Origin of the sequence: Acinetobacter rudis, assembly GCF_031157835.1 — a bacterium.
GTDB lineage: Bacteria > Pseudomonadota > Gammaproteobacteria > Pseudomonadales > Moraxellaceae > Acinetobacter > Acinetobacter rudis_A.
On the sequence record NZ_JAVIDR010000001.1, the window covers coordinates 102,474 to 123,589 of the forward strand.

20 protein-coding genes, 3 tRNA genes and 1 pseudogene are annotated in these 21,116 nt (G+C 38.6%); 10 read left to right on the forward strand and 14 right to left on the reverse strand.

Annotation, left to right across the window (positions count from 1 at the left end; all coding sequences use genetic code 11):
* Positions 1–142: 142 nt before the first annotated feature.
* From RFH42_RS00455 to lysA, 5 genes are all read right to left on the reverse strand, one after another.
* Positions 143–1,075 carry an FAD-binding protein gene (locus RFH42_RS00455; protein WP_308973571.1) on the reverse strand — a complete coding sequence of 311 codons (933 nt, stop codon included), beginning with the start codon at positions 1,073–1,075 and terminating at the stop codon, positions 143–145.
* A gap of 17 nt (positions 1,076–1,092) precedes the next feature.
* Positions 1,093–1,842, reverse strand: coding sequence for an electron transfer flavoprotein subunit beta/FixA family protein (locus RFH42_RS00460; protein WP_308973572.1), 750 nt, complete (start codon positions 1,840–1,842; stop codon positions 1,093–1,095).
* A 457-nt stretch (positions 1,843–2,299) separates the two neighbouring features.
* A complete protein-coding gene (locus tag RFH42_RS00465) occupies positions 2,300–3,214 on the reverse strand; it encodes a tyrosine recombinase XerC (RefSeq protein ID WP_308973831.1) in 915 nt (304 codons plus the stop codon).
* A gap of 52 nt (positions 3,215–3,266) precedes the next feature.
* Complete coding sequence (gene dapF / locus RFH42_RS00470) at positions 3,267–4,112, reverse strand: diaminopimelate epimerase (protein ID WP_308973573.1); 846 nt, start codon at positions 4,110–4,112, stop codon at positions 3,267–3,269.
* Positions 4,113–4,118: 6 nt separating this feature from the next.
* Positions 4,119–5,342 carry a diaminopimelate decarboxylase gene (gene lysA, locus RFH42_RS00475; RefSeq protein ID WP_374990801.1) on the reverse strand — a complete coding sequence of 408 codons (1,224 nt, stop codon included), beginning with the start codon at positions 5,340–5,342 and terminating at the stop codon, positions 4,119–4,121.
* Between lysA and RFH42_RS16875 the strand changes: the two are divergent.
* Positions 5,332–5,397: pseudogene (locus RFH42_RS16875) on the forward strand (hypothetical protein); the annotation flags it as partial. The gene lysA and the pseudogene RFH42_RS16875 sit on opposite strands and share 11 nt — an antisense overlap.
* 4 nt (positions 5,398–5,401) lie before the next feature.
* Here the strand turns inward: RFH42_RS16875 and lptM are convergent.
* Together lptM and RFH42_RS00485 are read right to left on the reverse strand one after the other, a co-directional pair.
* Positions 5,402–5,617 carry an LPS translocon maturation chaperone LptM gene (lptM, locus tag RFH42_RS00480; protein ID WP_308973832.1) on the reverse strand — a complete coding sequence of 72 codons (216 nt, stop codon included), beginning with the start codon at positions 5,615–5,617 and terminating at the stop codon, positions 5,402–5,404.
* Between the two features lie 131 nt (positions 5,618–5,748).
* Positions 5,749–7,152: an amino acid permease gene (locus RFH42_RS00485; RefSeq protein ID WP_308973575.1), complete on the reverse strand. Its 1,404-nt coding sequence runs from the start codon at positions 7,150–7,152 to the stop codon at positions 5,749–5,751.
* 283 nt (positions 7,153–7,435) lie between these two features.
* Here RFH42_RS00485 and radA point away from each other — a divergent pair, with 283 nt between their 5' ends.
* Both radA and RFH42_RS00495 read left to right on the forward strand, forming a co-directional pair.
* On the forward strand, positions 7,436–8,824 hold the full coding sequence (radA, locus tag RFH42_RS00490) for a DNA repair protein RadA (protein ID WP_308973576.1): 1,389 nt from the start codon (positions 7,436–7,438) through the stop codon (positions 8,822–8,824).
* 133 nt (positions 8,825–8,957) lie between these two features.
* Positions 8,958–9,932, forward strand: coding sequence for a Tim44 domain-containing protein (locus RFH42_RS00495; RefSeq protein ID WP_308973577.1), 975 nt, complete (start codon positions 8,958–8,960; stop codon positions 9,930–9,932).
* A 389-nt stretch (positions 9,933–10,321) separates the two neighbouring features.
* Here RFH42_RS00495 and RFH42_RS00500 read toward each other — a convergent pair whose 3' ends face one another.
* Positions 10,322–11,500 (reverse strand): S1C family serine protease, encoded by a 1,179-nt coding sequence (locus RFH42_RS00500; protein ID WP_308973578.1) that lies wholly within the window; start codon positions 11,498–11,500, stop codon positions 10,322–10,324.
* A 163-nt stretch (positions 11,501–11,663) separates the two neighbouring features.
* Between RFH42_RS00500 and RFH42_RS00505 the strand changes: the two genes are divergently transcribed.
* The 5 genes from RFH42_RS00505 to RFH42_RS00525 all read left to right on the forward strand — a co-directional run bounded on the left by RFH42_RS00505 (position 11,664) and on the right by RFH42_RS00525 (position 13,801).
* Positions 11,664–12,422, forward strand: a complete 759-nt coding sequence (locus RFH42_RS00505; RefSeq protein WP_308973579.1) for a Nif3-like dinuclear metal center hexameric protein — start codon at positions 11,664–11,666, stop codon at positions 12,420–12,422.
* A 145-nt stretch (positions 12,423–12,567) separates the two neighbouring features.
* Entirely contained in the window at positions 12,568–13,194 is a 627-nt protein-coding gene (locus RFH42_RS00510) for a superoxide dismutase (protein ID WP_016656957.1), read from the forward strand.
* Positions 13,195–13,340: 146 nt separating this feature from the next.
* A tRNA-Asn gene (locus RFH42_RS00515) sits at positions 13,341–13,416 on the forward strand.
* Between the two features lie 8 nt (positions 13,417–13,424).
* Positions 13,425–13,500 (forward strand) — tRNA-Asn (locus tag RFH42_RS00520).
* A 225-nt stretch (positions 13,501–13,725) separates the two neighbouring features.
* A tRNA-Asn gene (locus RFH42_RS00525) sits at positions 13,726–13,801 on the forward strand.
* 81 nt (positions 13,802–13,882) lie between these two features.
* Here the strand turns inward: RFH42_RS00525 and RFH42_RS00530 are convergent.
* The 4 genes from RFH42_RS00530 to RFH42_RS00545 form a co-directional block, all read right to left on the reverse strand.
* On the reverse strand, positions 13,883–14,119 hold the full coding sequence (locus tag RFH42_RS00530; RefSeq protein ID WP_308973580.1) for a hypothetical protein: 237 nt from the start codon (positions 14,117–14,119) through the stop codon (positions 13,883–13,885).
* Positions 14,120–14,255: 136 nt separating this feature from the next.
* Entirely contained in the window at positions 14,256–15,479 is a 1,224-nt protein-coding gene (locus RFH42_RS00535) for an alpha/beta hydrolase family protein (RefSeq protein WP_308973581.1), read from the reverse strand.
* Positions 15,480–15,712: 233 nt separating this feature from the next.
* Positions 15,713–16,591, reverse strand: a complete 879-nt coding sequence (gene ubiA, locus RFH42_RS00540) for a 4-hydroxybenzoate octaprenyltransferase (protein WP_308973582.1) — start codon at positions 16,589–16,591, stop codon at positions 15,713–15,715.
* Between the two features lie 37 nt (positions 16,592–16,628).
* Complete coding sequence (locus tag RFH42_RS00545; RefSeq protein ID WP_308973583.1) at positions 16,629–17,117, reverse strand: chorismate--pyruvate lyase family protein; 489 nt, start codon at positions 17,115–17,117, stop codon at positions 16,629–16,631.
* Positions 17,118–17,550: 433 nt separating this feature from the next.
* Here RFH42_RS00545 and ahpC point away from each other — a divergent pair, with 433 nt between their 5' ends.
* Positions 17,551–18,114 carry an alkyl hydroperoxide reductase subunit C gene (ahpC, locus tag RFH42_RS00550; RefSeq protein WP_016656964.1) on the forward strand — a complete coding sequence of 188 codons (564 nt, stop codon included), beginning with the start codon at positions 17,551–17,553 and terminating at the stop codon, positions 18,112–18,114.
* A gap of 96 nt (positions 18,115–18,210) precedes the next feature.
* Here the strand turns inward: ahpC and RFH42_RS00555 are convergent, their stop codons facing one another.
* Both RFH42_RS00555 and RFH42_RS00560 read right to left on the reverse strand, forming a co-directional pair.
* Entirely contained in the window at positions 18,211–18,804 is a 594-nt protein-coding gene (locus tag RFH42_RS00555) for an O-methyltransferase (protein ID WP_308973584.1), read from the reverse strand.
* 83 nt (positions 18,805–18,887) lie between these two features.
* Positions 18,888–19,115 carry a DUF1653 domain-containing protein gene (locus RFH42_RS00560; RefSeq protein ID WP_308973585.1) on the reverse strand — a complete coding sequence of 76 codons (228 nt, stop codon included), beginning with the start codon at positions 19,113–19,115 and terminating at the stop codon, positions 18,888–18,890.
* A 177-nt stretch (positions 19,116–19,292) separates the two neighbouring features.
* Here RFH42_RS00560 and ahpF point away from each other — a divergent pair, with 177 nt between their 5' ends.
* Complete coding sequence (gene ahpF, locus RFH42_RS00565) at positions 19,293–20,858, forward strand: alkyl hydroperoxide reductase subunit F (protein ID WP_308973586.1); 1,566 nt, start codon at positions 19,293–19,295, stop codon at positions 20,856–20,858.
* Positions 20,859–21,116: the final 258 nt, after the last annotated feature.

Genomic DNA, 21,116 nt, shown 5'->3' on the forward strand with positions numbered 1-21,116 from the left:
CAATATGTTCAATATTAGATCAAATCAAGTTAATCCAGATCAACCAAACACATTTTTTATTGGCACATATTTCTATATGCAGAAATAAAAAAAACTGCCCCTTAACGGAGCAGTTTTTAGCAAACTTAATTATGGTCAATAATTAAATTTTAGCAACCAATTCTGGTACTACAGTGTTGAGATCACCCACTAACCAGTAATCTGCCACAGCATTGATTGGCGCTTCTTCGTCTTTGTTGATTGCAACAATAACTTTAGAATCTTTCATACCTGCTAAATGCTGAATTGCACCAGAAATACCCACGGCGATATAAAGGTCTGGAGCAACAATTTTACCTGTTTGACCTACTTGCATATCGTTTGGTACAAAACCAGCATCCACTGCAGCACGTGATGCACCTTGTGCAGCACCTAATTTGTCAGCCAATGGATCAAGTACAGTATGGTAGTTCTCACCAGAACCTACACCACGACCACCAGAAACCACAATACGTGCAGCAGTTAATTCAGGACGTTCAGATTTAACAATTTCTTCAGCAACAAACTTAGAAACACCTGCATCTTGAACTTCAGCAACAGCCTCAACAGTCGCTGAACCACCTTCACTTGCTACAGCATCAAATGCTGTACCACGAACGGTACCAACAACAATTGCTTCATCAGATTGCACAGTTGCAATCGCATTACCTGCATAGATTGGGCGTTTGAAAGTATTTGCCGACTCAACTGCAATAATGTCAGTAATCATGCTGACATCTAATAACGCAGCAACGCGAGGTAAAATATTTTTACCTGTTGTAGTTGATGCAGCCAATACATGCTTATAGCCTTTAGCTACATCTGCAATTAAAGCAGCAACGTTTTCAGCTAATTGATTGCCATAAACAGCATTATCAGCCAATAATACTTTGCTTACACCAGCAACTTTAGCAGCTGCATCAGCAACCGCTTGTGCACCAGCACCAGCAACCAATACAGTGATATCACCACCGATTTTTTGAGCTGCAGCAACAACGTTTAAAGTTGCACCATTTAGTGTCTTATTGTCGTGCTCAGCGATAACTAAAATACTCATGATTTTATCCTTCTGTATTAGATCACTTTCGCTTCATTTTTCAATTTTTCTACAAGCTCTTCAACTGATTTCACTTGTACGCCCGCTTTACGCTCTGCTGGTGGCTCAACTTTAACTGTTTTCAATTTCGTTGTCGCTGTAACACCATAATCTGCAGGAGACTTAGTATCTAAAGGTTTTTTACGCGCTTTCATGATGTTAGGCAAAGCTGCATAACGTGGTTCATTTAGACGTAAATCAGTTGTGATAATCGCAGGTAATGTAAGTTCAACAGTTTGTAAACCACCGTCGATTTCACGAGTCACTTGAACTTTACCACCGTCAACTTTCACTTCAGAAGCAAAAGTACCTTGACCAGCACCGAGTAAAGCACCAAGCATTTGACCAACTTGGTTTGAATCGTCATCGATTGCTTGTTTACCAAGAAGAATCAACTGAGGTTGTTCTTGTTCTACAATCCCTTTTAAAATTTTAGCAACTTCTAATGCACCAATGTCATCAGCAGTTTCTACTAAGATACCGCGGTCTGCACCTAATGCCATTGCTGAACGAATTTGCTCTTGGGCCTCTTTAGGACCAATAGAGACAACAATAATTTCTGATACTGTTCCCTTTTCTTTTAAGCGAACCGCTTCTTCTACAGCGATTTCACAGAATGGGTTAATTGACATTTTAACGTTCGTTAAGTCAACCCCACTATTGTCCGACTTCACACGGACTTTAACGTTGGCATCTACCACACGTTTTACTGCAACAAGAGCCTTCATGTAGTCCTCGGCTGTTTTAGCAAATTAAATGTTGTGAAAGGCTATGATAACCCTTCAGTTAAATTTTTTAGGTGCCCTATCTTGCAGTGTGTTTGGCATTTCGGTCAAGTCACAAATCAAAAAAGTGCCTTAAAAATGCAGTAAAAAAACTGAACCTACAGTTCATCGTCTTGACTAGAATATGCTTGAAATTTCAATTACAACAAAAATCACACTTTTTAGCGACTGAATTTAAAGGTTTTTTAAAAACAATGCTGAAATTCAAAGTTAAAAATACAGCATAAAAATAATTCAATTCTGTCTATAATTTCATGATACAAACTTTGCGTATGACTTTGTCAAATGAGATATATTGCTTACATTTTTATCTAAACGTTCTGCAACATTTGTATTGAAATGCCATCATTTAATCGAATATAGCAATTGAACTAAAACTTAAAAGATCAATATGTAACTATTATTTAGTGGCACGTGGGTGTGCTTGGTCATATACATGCGCCAAATGTTCAAAATCAACATGTGTGTATATTTGCGTTGTCGTTAAATTTTGATGCCCTAGCATTTCTTGTACAGCGCGCAAGTCACCACTGTTACTTAACATATGGCTTGCAAAACAATGACGTAATAAATGCGGATGCAAATCCACACTAACACCTGCACGCTGTGCTTGGTATTTCACCCTATTTTCAATTTGTCTTGCTGTCAAACGTTGGCCTTTTTGACTAATAAATACCGCCAACTCAGGATTAAAATCCCCCAACCACAGCCGATATACTTTTATCCATTCTATTAATGCATCTTTAGCTTTTTGGCCAAATGGCACCACACGGGTTTTATTGCCCTTACCTGTAACACGCAATAACATTCTTCCAAGATTGATATCATTAAAATTTAGCCCTTGTAACTCTGCTAAACGCAAACCACTCGAATAAAGAAATTCCAACATCGCTTTATCACGCAACCAGCGTTGTTGTTCAAGAACAGACTCTGGCGCTGTCTGATCTAAAATTTGATGTATGGTCTCAATATCCACTAAACCAGGCAAAGGTCTAGACTGTCGCTTTAACTTAAAATCATCACCGGGATTAATTGTTAAATACTGCCCCTGTTCCGCCCACTTCATAAATTGGCGAATTGAACTTAAATGCCGCTGTAAGCTACTGGAACTTAATTGTTGTTGTTCTACTTTAAAAGCCAAGTACTGCCGTAAGTCAGCTGCTTCCACTTGATTGAGTTCAAGATTTTGACTATAACAAAAATCAATAAAAGCAGTGACATCACGAAAATAGGCATCAAGGGTATGTGCTGATTGATTTTGGATTTCAAGTTGCTTCATCCACATTGAAAGTAACTGCATTGCACCTATAGGCATACACTTTTCCCCCAATGTTTCAAACTCCATCATCACTACACCCGATCAATCCCTAACCTTGAAAGTAACTTAAGTCTAAACGACCTTCATAAACCATACTTGTTGGTCCAGTCATCCACACAACATCACCTTCACGCCATTCAATTTGCAAGGTTCCCCCAGCCAATTCAACTTTAACTTGATTCGAAAGTAGGCCTCGACGAATACCTGATACAGCCGCCGCACAAGCACCAGTACCGCAAGCCATTGTTTCTCCAACACCGCGCTCAAACACACGCAGACGGATATTTTTTTCATCAATGATTTGCATAAAGCCAGCATTAACGCGCTCAGGGAATTGAATGTGTGATTCAATCTGAGGACCTATCTTTTCCACCTCAGCAGTTAAAATATCACTCACAATCGTCACAGCATGAGGATTCCCCATGTTAACCACATCAACTTTTAATTGCTGTTGTTCTGTGAGCGCCAAGGTATATAAAGCCTCCGTTTCTTCTGTTACAAACGGTATTTCGGCTGGTTTAAATTTAGGATACCCCATATTGACACGTACCCAACCATTTGGGCCAAGCTCTGGCTCTACAATACCTGAACTGGTCTGTACTTTGAGCTTTGTCTTATTGGTTAAACCACGCTCATGTACAAAGCGAGCAAAACAACGTACACCATTACCACATTGCTCAACTTCACTACCATCAGCATTAAAAATACGATATTTAAAATCAACTTGAGGATAATCAGGTGGCTCAACAATTAAAAGTTGATCAAACCCCACACCAAAATGACGGTCTGCTAAACGACGAATCGTTGCTGTGTCTAGAAATGCACGCTGACTGATTAAATCAACCACCATAAAATCATTACCTAGGCCGTGCATTTTTGTAAATTCTAATAACATGATGCTTTACTCCGTAGGTAATAAATATTCATTTTGCCAAAGTGATTCAATCGACTCACGTTGACGAATTAGATGAGCTTGATCACCATCCACCATTACCTCGGCAGCACGACCACGACTATTGTAGTTAGAGCTCATAACAAATCCATAAGCACCAGCACCAAAAACAGCTAGATAATCATTGGTATCAATAGCTAATTCCCGATCTTTACCCAAGAAATCGCCAGTCTCACAAATTGCACCTACGATATCCCATGTTTTGATATCAACTGTAGTATGTGTTTGTACATTTTGAATATCCATCCAAGCTTGGTACAAAGAAGGACGAATCAAGTCATTCATTGCTGCATCAATAACAGCAAAATTACGATGTTCTGTTGGCTTTAATAAATCAACCTGAGTCACCAACACCCCTGCATTGGCAGAAATACAACGCCCAGGCTCCATATACACTTTCAAACCAAGCTTCTCTAAGGCTGGTCGCATAGCATGAGCATATTCTTCAAAACTTGGAGGTGTTTCATCTTGGTAACGTACTCCAAGCCCACCACCAATATCAATATGTTTAAAATTGATCCCTAAAGACTTTAATTGTTCAATCATGCCTATTACACGATCTAAAGCATCAACAAATGGTTGGGTTTCAGTCAACTGTGAACCAATATGACAATCTATACCTACAATATCTAAATGCGGCAAGCTTGCTGCATACTGATAAGTTTCCAATACTTGGTCAGAAGGTATACCAAATTTATTTTCTTTTAGGCCAGTCGAAATATAGGGGTGTGTTTTTGCATCAACATCTGGATTAACACGTAAAGAGATTGGCGCTTGCGTATTCATTGCTGCTGCAACTTTTTCAATCCGTGCAAGCTCTGCATATGACTCAACATTAAAACAAGCAATACCCACTTCAAGCGCTTTTTTAATATCGGCCTCAGTTTTACCCAAACCTGAAAATACAATTTTACTCGGATCACCACCAGCAGCCAATACACGCGCCAGCTCACCACCAGTCACAATATCAAAGCCCGAACCCAATTTAGCCAATACATTCAGTACTGCTATGTTCGAATTTGATTTGACAGCAAAACAGATTTGATGATCGATATAGTCAAATGCGCTGTCCAAAGACACATAATTTTGCTCAAGTGCTGCTTTAGAATACACATATAAGGGTGTAGAAAAACGTTGCGCCAAATTATCTAATGCACACTGCTCTGCATGCAATACGCCATTAATGCGACTAAACCCCATGAAGTCTTCCTTTCCAAAAGTCGAATAAAAAATTATTGAATCTCTTTAACCTCTGATGCTGCTTCTTGTGTAGCAGCTTGGGCATGTTTGCCCTGAGTTTGAGAAGCAGAATCAACATTGGGATAAAGCAGATAACGTGCGCGTTTGTCGTAGTTTGGATCGCTTGTCAGTTGTAAATTACCAGATTGACCACAACCAGCCAGTAATGTGGTAAGCAACAAAGCTGTAAAACCAAGGGTATGACGCATCTGATCACCTATATGTTGAATTTGCACAAGTATAACCCGATCAAAACCCATACCCAACGACTAAAAACATAAAAGCAATGCTTAAATTAACAACACCAGCTTTAAGCTGGTGTTTTTTCATCATCTGTTATTTATTTAATACGTTTTTTATAAAAACCTAAATAACCAACCAGCAAAATCAGTAGCCAAATTGGGCTCACCATTAATGCCTTACGGGTGTCTTCTTGTAAACCTAATACGTAGATCATACCCAAGAAGAAAGCAATGACGACCCAACACATTGCAACTCCGCCTGGCATTTTAAATACAGACTTGGCATGTAATTCAGGACGAGTTTTATAATAAACAATATAGCTCCACATAATGATGAGCCACACACAAATAAACAATACTGTAGATAAAGTTGTGGCTAAGGTGAATGCTTCAATTGTATTCGGCACTAAATACTGTAATGCAGCACCTGCAACTAAACACACACCTGAAAAGTACAATGCATTTGACGGAACAAAACGTTTATTTAACACCCCAAATGATTTTGGACCTTGTTTTTCACGTGATAAACCAAACAACATACGGCTGGTTGAGAACACACCACTATTCATTGATGACATTACTGAAGATAGAACCACCAAATTCATAATGATTGCTGCTGCAGCAATACCTGCTTGACTAAACAAGTTTACAAATGGACTGATTTTAGGGTCGATATGGCTCCAAGGAGTAACAGACATAACAATAATCAATGCGAAAACATAGAAAAATATGATTCGAATTGGAATTGAGTTCACAGCCTTCGGTAAATTGCGCTCTGGATCTTTTGTTTCTGCTGCTGTAGTTCCGACTAGCTCAACACCAACAAAGGCAAAAATAGCAATTTGGAAACCCGCCAAGAAACCTGAGGAGCCCGTCGGGAACATTCCTCCATATCCCCAAAGGTTAGAAAAAGCTGCAATGTCACCTTGTGAGGAAGTAAAGCCAGTAAAGATCATCCACAGACCGACAGCGATTAAAACAAGAATTGCAATAATCTTAATTAAGGCAAACCAAAACTCTAGTTCACCAAATAACTTCACTGTCATTAAATTTAAACCCATGATGAAGATAATGGCAGCCATACTAATCATGGCGCCTTCCATGGGTGAAAAGGGTTGTCCTTGGTTAAAGAACTCCAGATAATAAATAATAGCGGAAAGATCTGCGATACCAATCGTGATCCAACATAACCAATAGGTCCACCCAACAAAATAGCCAGCCCATGGTCCAATTAGATCGGTTGATAAATCAATGAAAGAACGATACTGTAAGTTTGATAATAACAACTCGCCTAAGGCACGCATGACGAAGAAAATCATCAAACCAATAATCATATAAATAAAGATAATTGATGGGCCAGCAAGACTAATTGTTTTACCCGATCCCATAAAGAGACCTGTACCGATACAACCACCTATCGCGATCAACTGCAAATGTCGATTGGATAAACTGCGTTTGAGTTCACCTGATTCTTCTGAAGAACCGAGTTCTTGATTTGACATTGTTATATTCTTCTCTCAGATTTCATGTAGTCAAAGTAGCCTAAAATAGAGAAAATAAAAAAGAAAAATTGACGAAAATCTAGGAAATACCCCAAAACTTTCATCAACTAGCTGTTATTTAGCCAATCTATTCCATTTACTGTTTTTTATTTTAGCGTTCCGTCACACCTGCAGTATATGTGCCAATAGTCTAAGTTGAAAAGCGTTATTTATTTGAAATTGTATTTTAAAGTCCTACTTGATAGATTGTCCGACGTTATCTTTAAAACCTGTGAATAACATTATGAGTAAAGTTAAAAGCACTTACCGCTGCGAACAATGTGGCACCCAACATTCTAAGTGGGCTGGACAATGCAGCGACTGCGGTGAGTGGAATAGCTTAATTGAAGTTCGCCTTGAAACAGGAACTACTCATCGTGCTAAACCTAATTTTTCAGGAGGTTACGCAGGTCAAGCAGCACAGGTCACTACGCTCAATCAAGTCTCCGTATCTCACGAAACACGTTTAGTTACAGGAATATCAGAATTCGACCGTGTACTCGGTGGAGGTTTGGTCACAGGCTCTGTGGTATTAATTGGCGGTGACCCTGGCATTGGTAAATCAACTATATTATTACAAACAGCCACACATATGGCTTCAGAACAACGCTCTGCCTTATATGTCACAGGTGAAGAGTCATTATCTCAAGTTGCTTTACGTGCCCAACGCCTTGATCTTCCTACAGATCACCTTAAGGTCATGGCTGAAACTTGTGTAGAACGTATTTGTGAGGTTTTAGCACAGATTCGTCCTGCTGTTGCCATATTGGACTCTATTCAGACTTTATATACTGAAACTTTACAGTCTGCCCCAGGTGGTGTATCACAAATTCGAGAATCTGCTGCATTACTTACACGTTATGCAAAGCAAAGTGGTACAGCATTATTTATAGTTGGGCATGTAACAAAAGAAGGTTCACTTGCTGGGCCACGTGTACTTGAACATATGGTTGACTGTGTTCTCTATTTTGAAGGTCAATCCGATTCACGATATCGCATGATTCGTGCTGTAAAGAACCGTTTTGGTGCAGTTAATGAACTCGGTGTCTTTGGTATGACCGACAAAGGTCTCAAAGAAGTTGCCAATCCATCCGCAATTTTTTTGAGCCGATATGACGAAGCAATACCAGGCTCAGTGGTAATGATCAGTCGAGAAGGCACTCGCCCCCTCTTAGTTGAGGTACAGGCTTTGGTTGATGATGCACATGCCCAGCCACGCCGTGTAGCGTTAGGTTTAGAACAAAACCGACTCAACATGCTACTTGCGGTCATGCATAGACATGGAGGAGTACAAACTTCAGGACAAGATGTTTATGTTAATGTCGTTGGTGGATTAAAAATTACTGAAACAGGGACAGATTTAGCAGTATTGTTAGCTTGTGCATCAAGTTTACGCTCCAAAGCATTACCACAACAACTTGCAGTATTTGGTGAAGTAGGTTTATCAGGTGAAATTCGACCAGTCCCTAATGGGCAAGAGCGACTTAAAGAGGCCATTAAACATGGCTTTAAATATATAATCGTTCCTCGGGCTAATGCACCACAAAAAGAAATTGCTGGGGTTAAAATTATTGCCGTTGCACGTTTACATGAAGCATTGAGTGAAGCCATACAACTGTGTGATGAAGTCTAAAGCAGTCGAATTTCTAGCTAAAAATAAGACTGCATATAATGAATATGTAAATACTTCATTATATATATTGAAATTCTATGCAAAAGTCTGCATATATAGGCCCTGTATATTTATTTATTCAAGGAAAAACCGAATGCAAGTTCGACAGCGTGGTTTAGTTGCAGCAATTTTGATGGCGACATTAGCCGTAGCACCATTGGCAGAAGCAAAACGTGCTGGTGGTGGTAAAAGTCATGGTATGAGTCGTTCTAACAGCTCAAGTCAGTCTTATCAACAGTCTAACCAATATGCCCGTCCTGCCGCTCCTGCTCAACAACCTGCTACTGCTCCGCAGCGTTCTGGACCAGGTGTAGGCTCAATGGTTGCTGCTGGTGTTGCTGGTGCTGCAGTGGGTGCTGTTGCTGCGAATGCTCTAGCAGATGACCGACATGCTGCTCCAGCATCATCTGCAACAGAGCAAGCTCCTGCTCAAGAAGAGAAAAAGGGTGGTATTCCTAGTTGGATCTGGTTAATTTTAATTGCAGGTATCGCATTTTTACTTTTCCGTAAATTTGCTGCAAAAAAAAAATTAACTAATTCGAATCCATATGCACCAAATCAATCTGGCCCAAGTGCTGCTCCATTTGGTCAACAAGCACCACGCAACACAGGTTCTAACACCAACATCTTTGGTCAATCTGTAGGCGGTGGCGCAGCTGCACCTGTTGCAGGCGGTGCATATGCACAAAGTGGTAATCAACTTCCAGATGGTACTGAACCTGCTGCATTTTTACGTGTTGCACGTCAGCGTTTTAACCATATTCAGTCAATGAATTCTGCAAGTAATGTTGAAGAAATTCGCCGTTATCTTACGCCTGATCTATATCAGTCTATGCATAACGACATTATGGCCAATCAAGACCAAGATGTTGCCGAATTCTCCAACCTCAATGCAATGGTTATAGATAGCGCAACAGAAAATGGACAATATGTTGTCAGCGTTCGTTTTACAGGTACAGTAAGTGAAGACCTCAACAGCTTGCCACAACCTTTTGCTGAAGTTTGGCACTTTGTTAAACCTGCAGGTTCTAGCCAAGATTGGTTAGTTGCTGGTATTCAACAAGACTAAATTTTAGCCATTAAAATACAAACAAAAAAACCAGTGTTCACCACTGGTTTTTTTATGATCTAAATAAAATATTAACTAAAAAGCATCAATATTTAGATAACTATAGTCCTCTAAATACAACACCAAACCAATGTTAAAACCACCCTAGATTTTTATTATGATCTTTATATTCCTCAATGTATTTAGCACCTCAGTCTGACTAAAGCCATAATCAAAGTTAATTGCATTCAAAATTTAGCATTACAGCATGATCTTCAACATTTTTTGCACGTCATGGGCCAATCAGCAAATAATAAGTTCGACTTATATGACTGAATATAATGATCAAATAAATCTCAAAAAAAACCCTCCATCTTTGCAGTCAGGAGGGTTTTATCTTTGGATTGATTTTAACGTTGAGGTAAAGGAATAAACTGATTTTGACTTCCTGGTGATGACTGACGCTCAGTCACTGTTACATCAATATTATGTAACTCATTACCACGTAACACCTCAATCTTAATGATGCTATTTGGAACTTGTAATGCCACATAATTAATTAGATGTGATGCAGAACTAATTTCTTCATCATTAACCTTGACAATTTTATCGCCCACTTTCAATCCTGCCTGTGCTGCAGGACCATTTTTTAATACACCAGCAACCATAACACCAGTTTTACGAGGCTCTAACACGTCATCTTGTTGTGGTGGAACCAAACTAATGCCCAACCAACCACGAATAACACGACCATCTTTTAAAATTGAATTTAATACTTGCTGACAAACTTTTGCAGGTATTGCAAAACCAATCCCAAGTGAACCGCCTGATTGTGAAAAAATAGCAGTATTTACACCAATCAAATTACCAGCAACATCAATTAATGCCCCACCTGAATTACCAGGGTTAATTGCAGCATCTGTTTGAATAAAGTCTTCATAGGTATTAATGCCTAAATCAGAGCGTCCAACTGCTGAGATAATCCCTTGAGTTACTGTTTGTCCTACGCCAAATGGATTACCAATCGCTAGTACAACATCCCCCACCTCATTACCACTCAACTTAAATGGTAATACTGGAAGATTCTCAAGTTCAATTTTGATCACCGCCAAATCAGTATCAGGGTCAGTACCAATCACTTTTGCTACTGCTCGGCGACCATCTTGTAAACTCACAACAATTTGTTCAGCCTGGGCAATTACATGATTATTTGTCAAAATATAACCATCAGGACGAACAATAACACCTGAGCCTAAACTATTCTCATTTTGATTTTGTGAACGATCTGGAAATTGATTACCAAAAAATTCGCGAAAAGCTGGATCATTAAATAATGGGTTTGCTTGTTTTAACTTCTGTGTAGTAAAGATATTCACCACTGCTGGTGCTGCTACCTTAACAGCTTGATTATAAGAAACCACACCGCCCGTACGTGAAGTATTAATTAATGGCTCTACCTTTTCAGCAGGCATTTTGACGCCATCAGATGCAATTGGGGCTTTCGGTTGTTGATATTTCTGCCATGCAACGAAACTAAGAATAACAACAACTAGTAACACCCAAGGTAACCAGGAAACTGAGCGGCGCACTATATATTCCTCTAAAATTTATTTAATCATTCAGTATAAAAGCAAGTTCTTCATTGTAATCAAAATAAATTTTTATACCTAAAAAAACTCAAATAAAATTGTTCAGCTTTAGTTAATAGCTATAATGTACTTTATTTTAACTTACACGTTTTCAAACACTATTATGGCAAACTTACTCGATATTATCCAATGGTGTAATATTCAATTAAAAACCAATGAGTTTAAAGACTATGCACCCAATGGCCTACAAATTGAAGGTCGTACAGAAGTAAAAAAAATCTTATGTGCTGTTACAGCATCTCAAACTGCCATAGAGGCAGCGATTTTACAAAAAGCAGACCTGCTTTTAGTACATCATGGCTATTTTTGGAAAGGTGAAGCATACCCTATCACAGGAATGCGTGGAAAACGTATTAAGTCACTAATTAAAAATGATATTTCACTTGTTGCCTATCACTTACCACTCGATGCACATCCAACACTGGGAAATAATGTCGCAATTAGTGATCGACTTGAATTACAAGATATAGAAGCACTCGATCCAACCGAACGACACCCAATTGGTAATATTGGTTATTTGAATCCACCCCAAAGTCCAGAGCAATTTCAACGCTATTTAACAGATCGCTTAGGCTTTCAGGCGATTCATTTACCAGCAGCGAAAACTGAAATTAAAAAAGTCGGTTTTTGTACAGGTGGTGCTCAAGACTATATCAGCAAAGCTGCGGCACAAGACTGTGATGCCTATATTTCTGGTGAGGTGAGTGAGCGAACTTTTTATGAAGCCGCCGAACTCAATGTGCACTATTACGCTTGCGGACACCATGCAACTGAGCGTTACGGTGTACAACGTCTAGCACAAGCTTTAGCAGCACAATTCGAACTTGAAGTGATTTATCATGAATTGAATAATCCGATCTAGTTAAATTGTTTTTTCCATTCGGCAACTGGATCGTTTTTAAGCGATATTATATGTCGTAGTATTATTCATACACTATTGCAGAGAAAAATCTACTACAATAGAGCGACTTATATTATGTAACCCAGCAAAAGCAAGGACTAGGAACATGACGACGATTACATTACCTGCGCTTCCATATGGCTATGAAGATTTAGCACCGCACATTAGTAAAGAAACTTTAGAATTCCATCATGACAAACACCACAATACTTATGTGGTTAATTTGAACAACTTGATCAAAGGAACAGAGCTTGAAGGTAAAACCCTTGAAGAAATTATCAAGGCTTCTGCTGGTGATGCTTCTAAAGCAGGTATCTTCAACAATGCAGCTCAAGTATGGAACCACACTTTCTACTGGAACAGCATGAAGCAAAATGGTGGTGGTAAACCTACTGGTGCGCTTGCAGCTAAAATTGACGAAGATTTTGGTAGCTATGAGCAATTTGCAGAGCAATTTGCTGCAGCTGCAACAACTCAATTCGGTTCAGGTTGGGCTTGGTTAGTTGCTGATAAAGTAAATGGTAAACTTTCAATTACTAAAACTTCAAATGCTGACACTCCACTTGCACATGACCAAGTTGCAGTACTTACAATTGACGTTTGGGAACACGCTTACTACATCGATTTCCGCAATGCACGTCCTAAATATATCTCAACTTTCCTTGAAAGCTTAGCAAACTGGGATTATGCAAATGCAAAATACGCTGGCCAAGCTGCTGGTGTTGAAAAATAATTCTCCTATTTTTCTAAAAAAATCACCCATATGGGTGATTTTTTTTGCATAAAACACAGATTTGAACATTTATAAGACAATCAAACAAAAATCTTGAAATTTGCTGTTGACGACTTACACTTTCATCCATAGAATGCGCATCAGATTCTCCAATAGCTCAGTCGGTAGAGCGACGGACTGTTAATCCGCAGGTCCCTGGTTCGAGCCCAGGTTGGAGAGCCATCTACTTTTCTCCCATAGCTCAGTCGGTAGAGCGACGGACTGTTAATCCGCAGGTCCCTGGTTCGAGCCCAGGTGGGAGAGCCAAGATTCTAAAAAGCCCATCTCATTCTAGAGTATGGGTTTTTTTATATCTGTATTTCAGTCAATGCTTAATTACACCAATATAATTACCATTCATCACATCCGCTTAAACAATCAAATAATATGCCGTTATTTGTTGATAATTAAAACAAATGATCTAGATTACTGCATTTTTCTTATATTATCACTTGACCCCTCCCCTTAAGCTGCATAAAATGCCTATCAAATTCTCCCATAGCTCAGTCGGTAGAGCGACGGACTGTTAATCCGCAGGTCCCTGGTTCGAGCCCAGGTGGGAGAGCCAAGATTCTAAAAAGCCCATTGAAGATTTCAATGGGCTTTTTTATTTGACGCATGAAATTAATATACCAAGAAAACTCAACCCTTATTCAGGCTGAGTTGGTGCTGAAGCAGCATGATCTGCTGTAGTTGCAATTGCATTAGAAGCTTGTTGAGGTTTGATTAATGCCTGCTGTTTACGAATGAGTTCATCATATTCACGCTTTGTGGCAGCATCATGATCAATTGCAATCTTGTTTAACCAAATCAAAGCGAGAGGAATCAATACTCCAAGCGCACAGAATAAAATGACTTTTTTATTTAACTTTACTGCATTAGACATAACTACCCACAACTTCTCAACAAAACCTAGCAAGATCGCCCACTATAACAAAATCATGCTGTAGTGCCTATGCAAGTCACCCTCTTAGCACACACTAAAAAAGGAGCCAAGGCTCCTTTAATCTGGTCATTGTGAATTATTGTGCTGGCATATGTTGTTTAATGAATGCCACTAATTCAGGATTCTTTTCAACAATCGCTTGTGTATGACTCGCACCTGCAACTTCAAGATAAGTCACCTTGGTACCTAAATTAATTAATCTGTTCTGTAGACCAGTCGTTACATCATGAGGGACAGCCATATCAGCTTCACCTTGAATAATCATGACTGGACTATTAATTTTTTTCGTTGCCGGTTGATTATCTTCTAAAAATTTTTTCACCGTTGGATCTTGATCAAAGTTCTCAACCAAAGCAGGATAATCCATTACAGATTTGTCTTTACTGGTTGCCAAAAAGTTTTGTATATCTGCTTTAAATTTCGCTTCTAAGTCCGATAAACATAAACCATTGTCACCTGTGCTTCCTTCTGCATAGGCTGCAATTTGTTGAGAATTCCCCTTAAACATTGCTTGATAATAAAAACGAGGATCATATGCCTTAATTCCCACAGTTGTATATGCAGCATAGGCTAACAATTCAGCATAGACATCAACAGCTTGCTCAATTTTACCCGCTTGAACTAATTGATTAATCGCAACAGGCGCAACTTTGGTAATAATAAAGCCTAAACTTGAAGCAGGTGCACCTGCAACAGCACCCTTATAATTCGTATCATCATTAGCATACTCAGCCGTTCCCAAAGAGCCATGTCCACCTTGTGACTGTCCAACAGACATCCATGCGCCTTGTATGTCAGCACCATAACGCTCTTTAACCGCTTTCATAGCATAAATTGCTGATTTTGCCTCACTCCCCAAATTCAAATAAGGATGAATCCCCGCTGTTCCCAGTCCTTCATAATCAGGTGCAACAATAACAAAACCTTCTTTAAGTAAACTTTCAGCCATTTTTTTAAAACGTGGGTTATATGCATTATTGCTTGGGGCACATGAATCACCTATACCCACTGTTCCATGCTCCCAAACAACCACACGCCACCCATCTTTAGGTTTTGTTGTTTTAGGGAACATAACCATCGCTGTTGCCTTTGCTGACTCTCCTTTCACATTCGGCATTTTATAGGTCATTACAGAAACAGGACGTGCCCCCTCTATACTGTCTTTGTTATATGCCGTTTCAGAAACAAAATTTTGATAACTAATCGGTTGACTATCATCTTTGTCATCATTACAGGCTGTTAAAAATAAAGCTGCACTACAACTTACTGCGATCAATGTTTTTTTAAAAATACTATTCATTGGTATATCCCTTTTGTTTTCCCTAATTCACTTTCTGTGTGAATAAACGTAATTAAACATAAAACAAACAAACTGACTAGATATTTTTTCTAAAAAATACTGTTCAGTCACCTTTTACTTAAATAGTGAAATTTAGTAAACATACAAAGTAAAATAAAAAAAAGTAAAACAAGAAACTTGCTTTACTTTTAATAACTTAGTAATTATTTATAATTTAAAAACAATGAATTAATTTAAATTAATGCCAAAAATATACCAATAAAAATAAATCGACCAACCCAACGATTATGTAAAAACATTTTAAAACAGCGCTGTGGATCTCGATCAGCAGTTTGTTTATATTGATAAATAAAATCAATAACTACAGCAGCTAAGGCCAACAAACCAAATGGCAATAAAATATTTTCACGATACAAGGCCACCCCAATCAGCACTACACTTATAACTTGTAATAAAGCAATAATAGCTAAATCAAAACGACCAAATAAAATTGCTGTCGATTTTACCCCAATTTTTAAATCGTACTGGCGATCTGTAATGGCATATTGAGTATCGTACGCAACAGTCCAAGCCAAATTACCAAAATAGAGTAACCAACAGGTTAAATCAGGTGTTACACCAACTGCGGTATATCCCATTGGAATAGACCAAGAAAATGCTGCGCCTAAAAACAACTGAGGTAAGTTGGTATAACGCTTCATAAATGGGTAAATAAAAGCCAATATCAAAGCGCCAAAAGACCAATAAAAACTTTCAATTGGTAAAAAAAACAACAAACAAGCACTGGCTAAAACTAAAACAGCAAATACGCCGACAGCCTCTTTACCACTTATTACACCTGTAGCTAAGGGGCGATCCTTGGTTCGTGCCACATGAGCATCAACTTTACGGTCAGCAAAATCATTTATTGCACAGCCTGCTGCACGCATAAACATAACGCCAAGAAACATAATCAATAGAACTTTAAAACTGGGAATACCCTTATGAGCAAGCCACATTGCCCACATCGTTGGCCAAAAAACCAATTCAGATCCGATCGGTTTATCAAAACGGCAGAGATAATAATATGCTTCTAAACGTTGTTGCCACGTGATCGAATTGCTATTGCTCATACGCTTCCTTCATTGCCTCAATCGAAATAAAGCACTTTTAATCTGTTGATTGTGCAAGATAGTCAGTAAAAGTAGATAAAAAAGTTTCCTGAACGATAAAGCGACAACCGTGCCAGGTATAACAGCTCTGCCTTGTCCATCCTGCATTTAGTTTCAGTACACGTCTTTGGCACAATGGCTGATGACGATGAAACAAGTAGCGGCCAATAGGTTGTTGTCCAATGTGCTGAAATAATCGAGCACGACCTTGCAAGCTCATGATTGGAAATATACTTTTTGCTTGAACCCAAGGTTGTTGTTCACAGCCATAAAGTAAACTTTCACGTACCCAAGCAATATGATGAGCTGGCATTTTCATCCAACGACTATCAACTTGATTCATTTTTTCAAAATACTGCCGAGTAGGTTCAACCCGAAAAGTTCCACCGGCCAATTCTGTTAACTGCTGTGTTAACGAGCCTGATGCATATAACCACGTTCTTAATTCTGGATCTAAATCCTTATATAACGATGGCTTAGCAATCATACTTGAAGTCTCTACATGGGTGCGCTGCGAGTATAACTGAAATTAGTTCGAAGTTTAATGCTCATCACGACTGACACTGGGCATAGCTATTCTAATTAAAACATTCTTGATGGATTCTTTGCCTAAAATTTGGCGTGCTGCATATTTTATGAAGATATTTATTTTACACTCCTTGATTTTTTGCTAAGAAACATCATATTGGTAGGGCAATACCTCTTTGTTTGACCATGTTGTCATAAAAACAACATGGTTTTTTGACAAGAATAGCTTTGGTTTGTCGGCTGTATTGAAATCACGATTTCATAATTGATCTAAATCACAGTAAAATTTGTTTTTCCGATTTATGCGATGAAAAAATACTATTTCCCCAATTAAGAAAGATGTCTTATTCTCACTGCATACCAAATTTACAAACTCACTCTTGGAGATAATGATGAGCTTAATTAATACTGAAGTTAAACCATTTAACGCACAAGCGTATCATAACGGTCAATTTGTTGAAGTGACTGAAGCGGATCTTAAAGGTAAATGGAGCGTGTTCTTCTTCTACCCAGCTGATTTCACTTTTGTTTGCCCAACTGAGCTTGGTGACTTAGCAGATAACTATGCTGAATTCCAAAAATTAGGTGTTGAGATCTACTCTGTTTCTACAGACACTCACTTCACTCACAAAGCTTGGCACGATTCTTCTGACGAAATCAAAAAAATCCAATACCCAATGCTTGGCGATCCAACTTGGACTTTAGCTAAAAACTTCGAAGTTCTTATCGAAGCTGCTGGTCTTGCTGATCGTGGTACTTTCGTTGTAGACCCAGAAGGTAAAATCCAAATCGTTGAAATTAACGCTGGTGGTGTAGGCCGTGATGCTTCTGAACTTCTTCGTAAAGTTAAAGCAGCTCAATACGTTCACGCTCACCCAGGTGAAGTTTGCCCTGCTAAATGGAAAGAAGGTGAAGCAACTCTAGCTCCATCTATCGACCTAGTTGGTAAAATCTAAGCGATTAAACGCTAAAGATTAAAAAAACCGCGTCAATATTGACGCGGTTTTTTTATGAATGCACATTCAGAACAATCTAATAGCATCTTATAATCATTAGGACTTATAAGTGACAATAAATAGACCTGCTCCAAAAGCAATGGTATTACACATAAAACGTGAGTCTTGCTTAACCTCAGTAATAAAACTTTTAACTTCAGCAGCATGAGAAATTACGTTATCAACAATAAGAACGCCACCATGCGGATGAAGTAGACGTTGTAGATCAGGCCAATAATCTACATATGCATCTCGCTCAGCATCAAGTAAGATCAGATCATATAATTGTTGTTCTTGGTGCAAAAAGTCTCGTGCATCCCCACACCAGAACTGAATACATTGATCTAACTCTAATTCCTGAGCATAGCGTTGTGCCTGCGCAGTACGACTTGGGTCAATTTCTAACGTGGTGATTTTACCACCAGTCACATGTGCTGCATCAGCCATCCAAAGTGTTGAATAACCTGTTGATGTACCAATTTCTAAAATATGTTTCGATTGCTGAATGCGAATCATCATTGCAATATAGTAAGCCGAATCTGGCTCTATATTGCGATAGCGTTTGATTCGATCAGGCTGCCCTGCATCATGCTGGATAAAGCTCCGATATAACTCACCTATTCGATCCATAAAACTTGTACTTAAACTCATGACAATGTATTCCCTAGAATTTGATTACAGCTTTTAATGAACATTAACTCAAAACAGTTTATAAATTTCAGGTTCAAATATGATTAATGTTGTTGCTCTAATTGAAAACGTGCAACACTTCGCCCATCTTCAAGTACCACCATTTCAGTAAACATCGTTAATGGACGAATCCATATAGAGTAATCGCCATAAAGGCATTGATAGACAACAAAAAATTCTTGTGTTTCACTATGTCTTGCTACAGAAAAAACCTGATAAAGTTGTCCCTTATAATGTCGATAAATTCCACTTTTAAGTTGTGTATCTGGCATTTATTGTTCAACCTACAATGTATTTAAATTATTGTAATAAGTATTCGTATCAAAACGTATTTATTCGTGATTTCAAAAACCGATCAAGCTTATAAAAACAAACTGTTTTACCTATTGGGATAAATCACCTATCATTTAACCAATGCCACAATACAACGATATATTTGGAGATCGTCAATGTTAGATCAAAATATTAAAGCGCAATTAAAAAGCTATTTGGAACGTCTAGAAAGCCCAATCGAGATCATTGCAGCTTTAGACGACTCTGAGAAATCTTCACAAGTTAAACAACTCGTGAGTGAAATTGCTGAATTGTCTGACCAAGTAAGCGCTCGTTTTGATGGTCAACACAAACGCACTCCGAGCTTTGGTATCGCAAAAGTTGGTGAGCAACCACGTGTGTTTTTTGCAGGTCTACCAATGGGCCATGAGTTTACGTCTTTAATCTTGGCGTTACTTCAAGTCTCTGGTTACGCTGCTAAAGTTTCTGATGAAGTATTATCACAAATCAAAGGATTAAACCTTAAAGCTGACTTTGATGTATTTGTATCATTAAGTTGCCATAACTGTCCTGATGTCGTACAGGCACTTAACTTAATTGCCATCAACAACCCAAATACGACCACAACCATGATTGATGGTGGTTTCTTCCAAGATGAAGTAGAACAACGCAAAATCATGGCCGTACCAATGGTCTTCCAAGATGATCAACATATTGGTCAAGGTCGTATGACCCTTGAAGAAATCGTAGCAAAACTAGATAGCAATGCTGCATCTAAAGATGCTGAGCGTCTAAATGCAAAAGAAGCTTTTGATGTATTAGTCGTTGGTGGTGGCCCTGCAGGTGCTACAACTGCAATGTATGCAGCACGTAAAGGCATCCGCACAGGGATTGTTGCTGAACGTTTTGGTGGTCAAGTCATGGATACCATGGACATTGAAAACTTTACATCAGTGCAAAAAACTCAAGGCCCTACTTTTGCTGCTGACTTTGAAGCACATGTACGTCAATACGATGTAGATATTATGAATCTACAAAAAGTGAAAAAATTGACTGGTGCAGACCAAACCACAACAGGTATGGTTGAAGTTGAGCTTGAAAATGGTGCTAAATTACATTCAAAAACAGTCGTTCTTTCTACTGGTGCGCGCTGGAGAGAAATGAATGTACCTGGTGAGAAAGAATACAAGACTCGTGGTGTTGCTTACTGCCCACACTGTGATGGCCCATTGTTTAAAGGTAAACGTGTTGCTGTAATTGGTGGTGGTAACTCTGGTGTTGAAGCTGCAATTGATTTAGCAGGAATTGTCGAACATGTGACCTTAATCGAATTTGATACTAAGTTACGTGCCGACCAAGTGTTACAAAACAAATTGCATAGTTTGCCAAATACAGAAGTCATCTTGAATGCTCTTTCAACAGAAGTCGTAGGTGATGGTAGCCAAGTTACAGCTCTGGTTTATAAAGATCGTAGCACTGAACAACTGCATACTGTTGAACTTGCAGGGATCTTTGTACAGATTGGTTTACTACCAAACACTGACTTCCTTAAGGATTCTGTTGAATTATCAAACCGTGGTGAAATCGTAATTAACGAACGTAATGAAACGAATGTTAAAGGCGTATTCGCTGCAGGAGACTGTACAACAGTACCTTATAAACAAATCATTATTGCTGCTGGTGAAGGCGCTAAAGCTGCCCTTTCAGCCTTTGATTATTTAATTCGTTCAAGCGAAGCATAATCTTCTCCCCATTATAGTATTTACCCTCAGTATATTATTATACTGGGGGTATTTTATAACTAAAATTATAATATAAGCACCAACCAAAATAATGAATTTAAATATTATTAATCCATCTCAATAATCAATTTATTAAATGCGAATAATAAATATTAACTCACTATAAAAGTAAAACCACAATACAAATATTACAGAAAATTTTTAGAGTATATAGCACTAACCATAGCCTACAGAACAAAGACACACCCTATATACAAC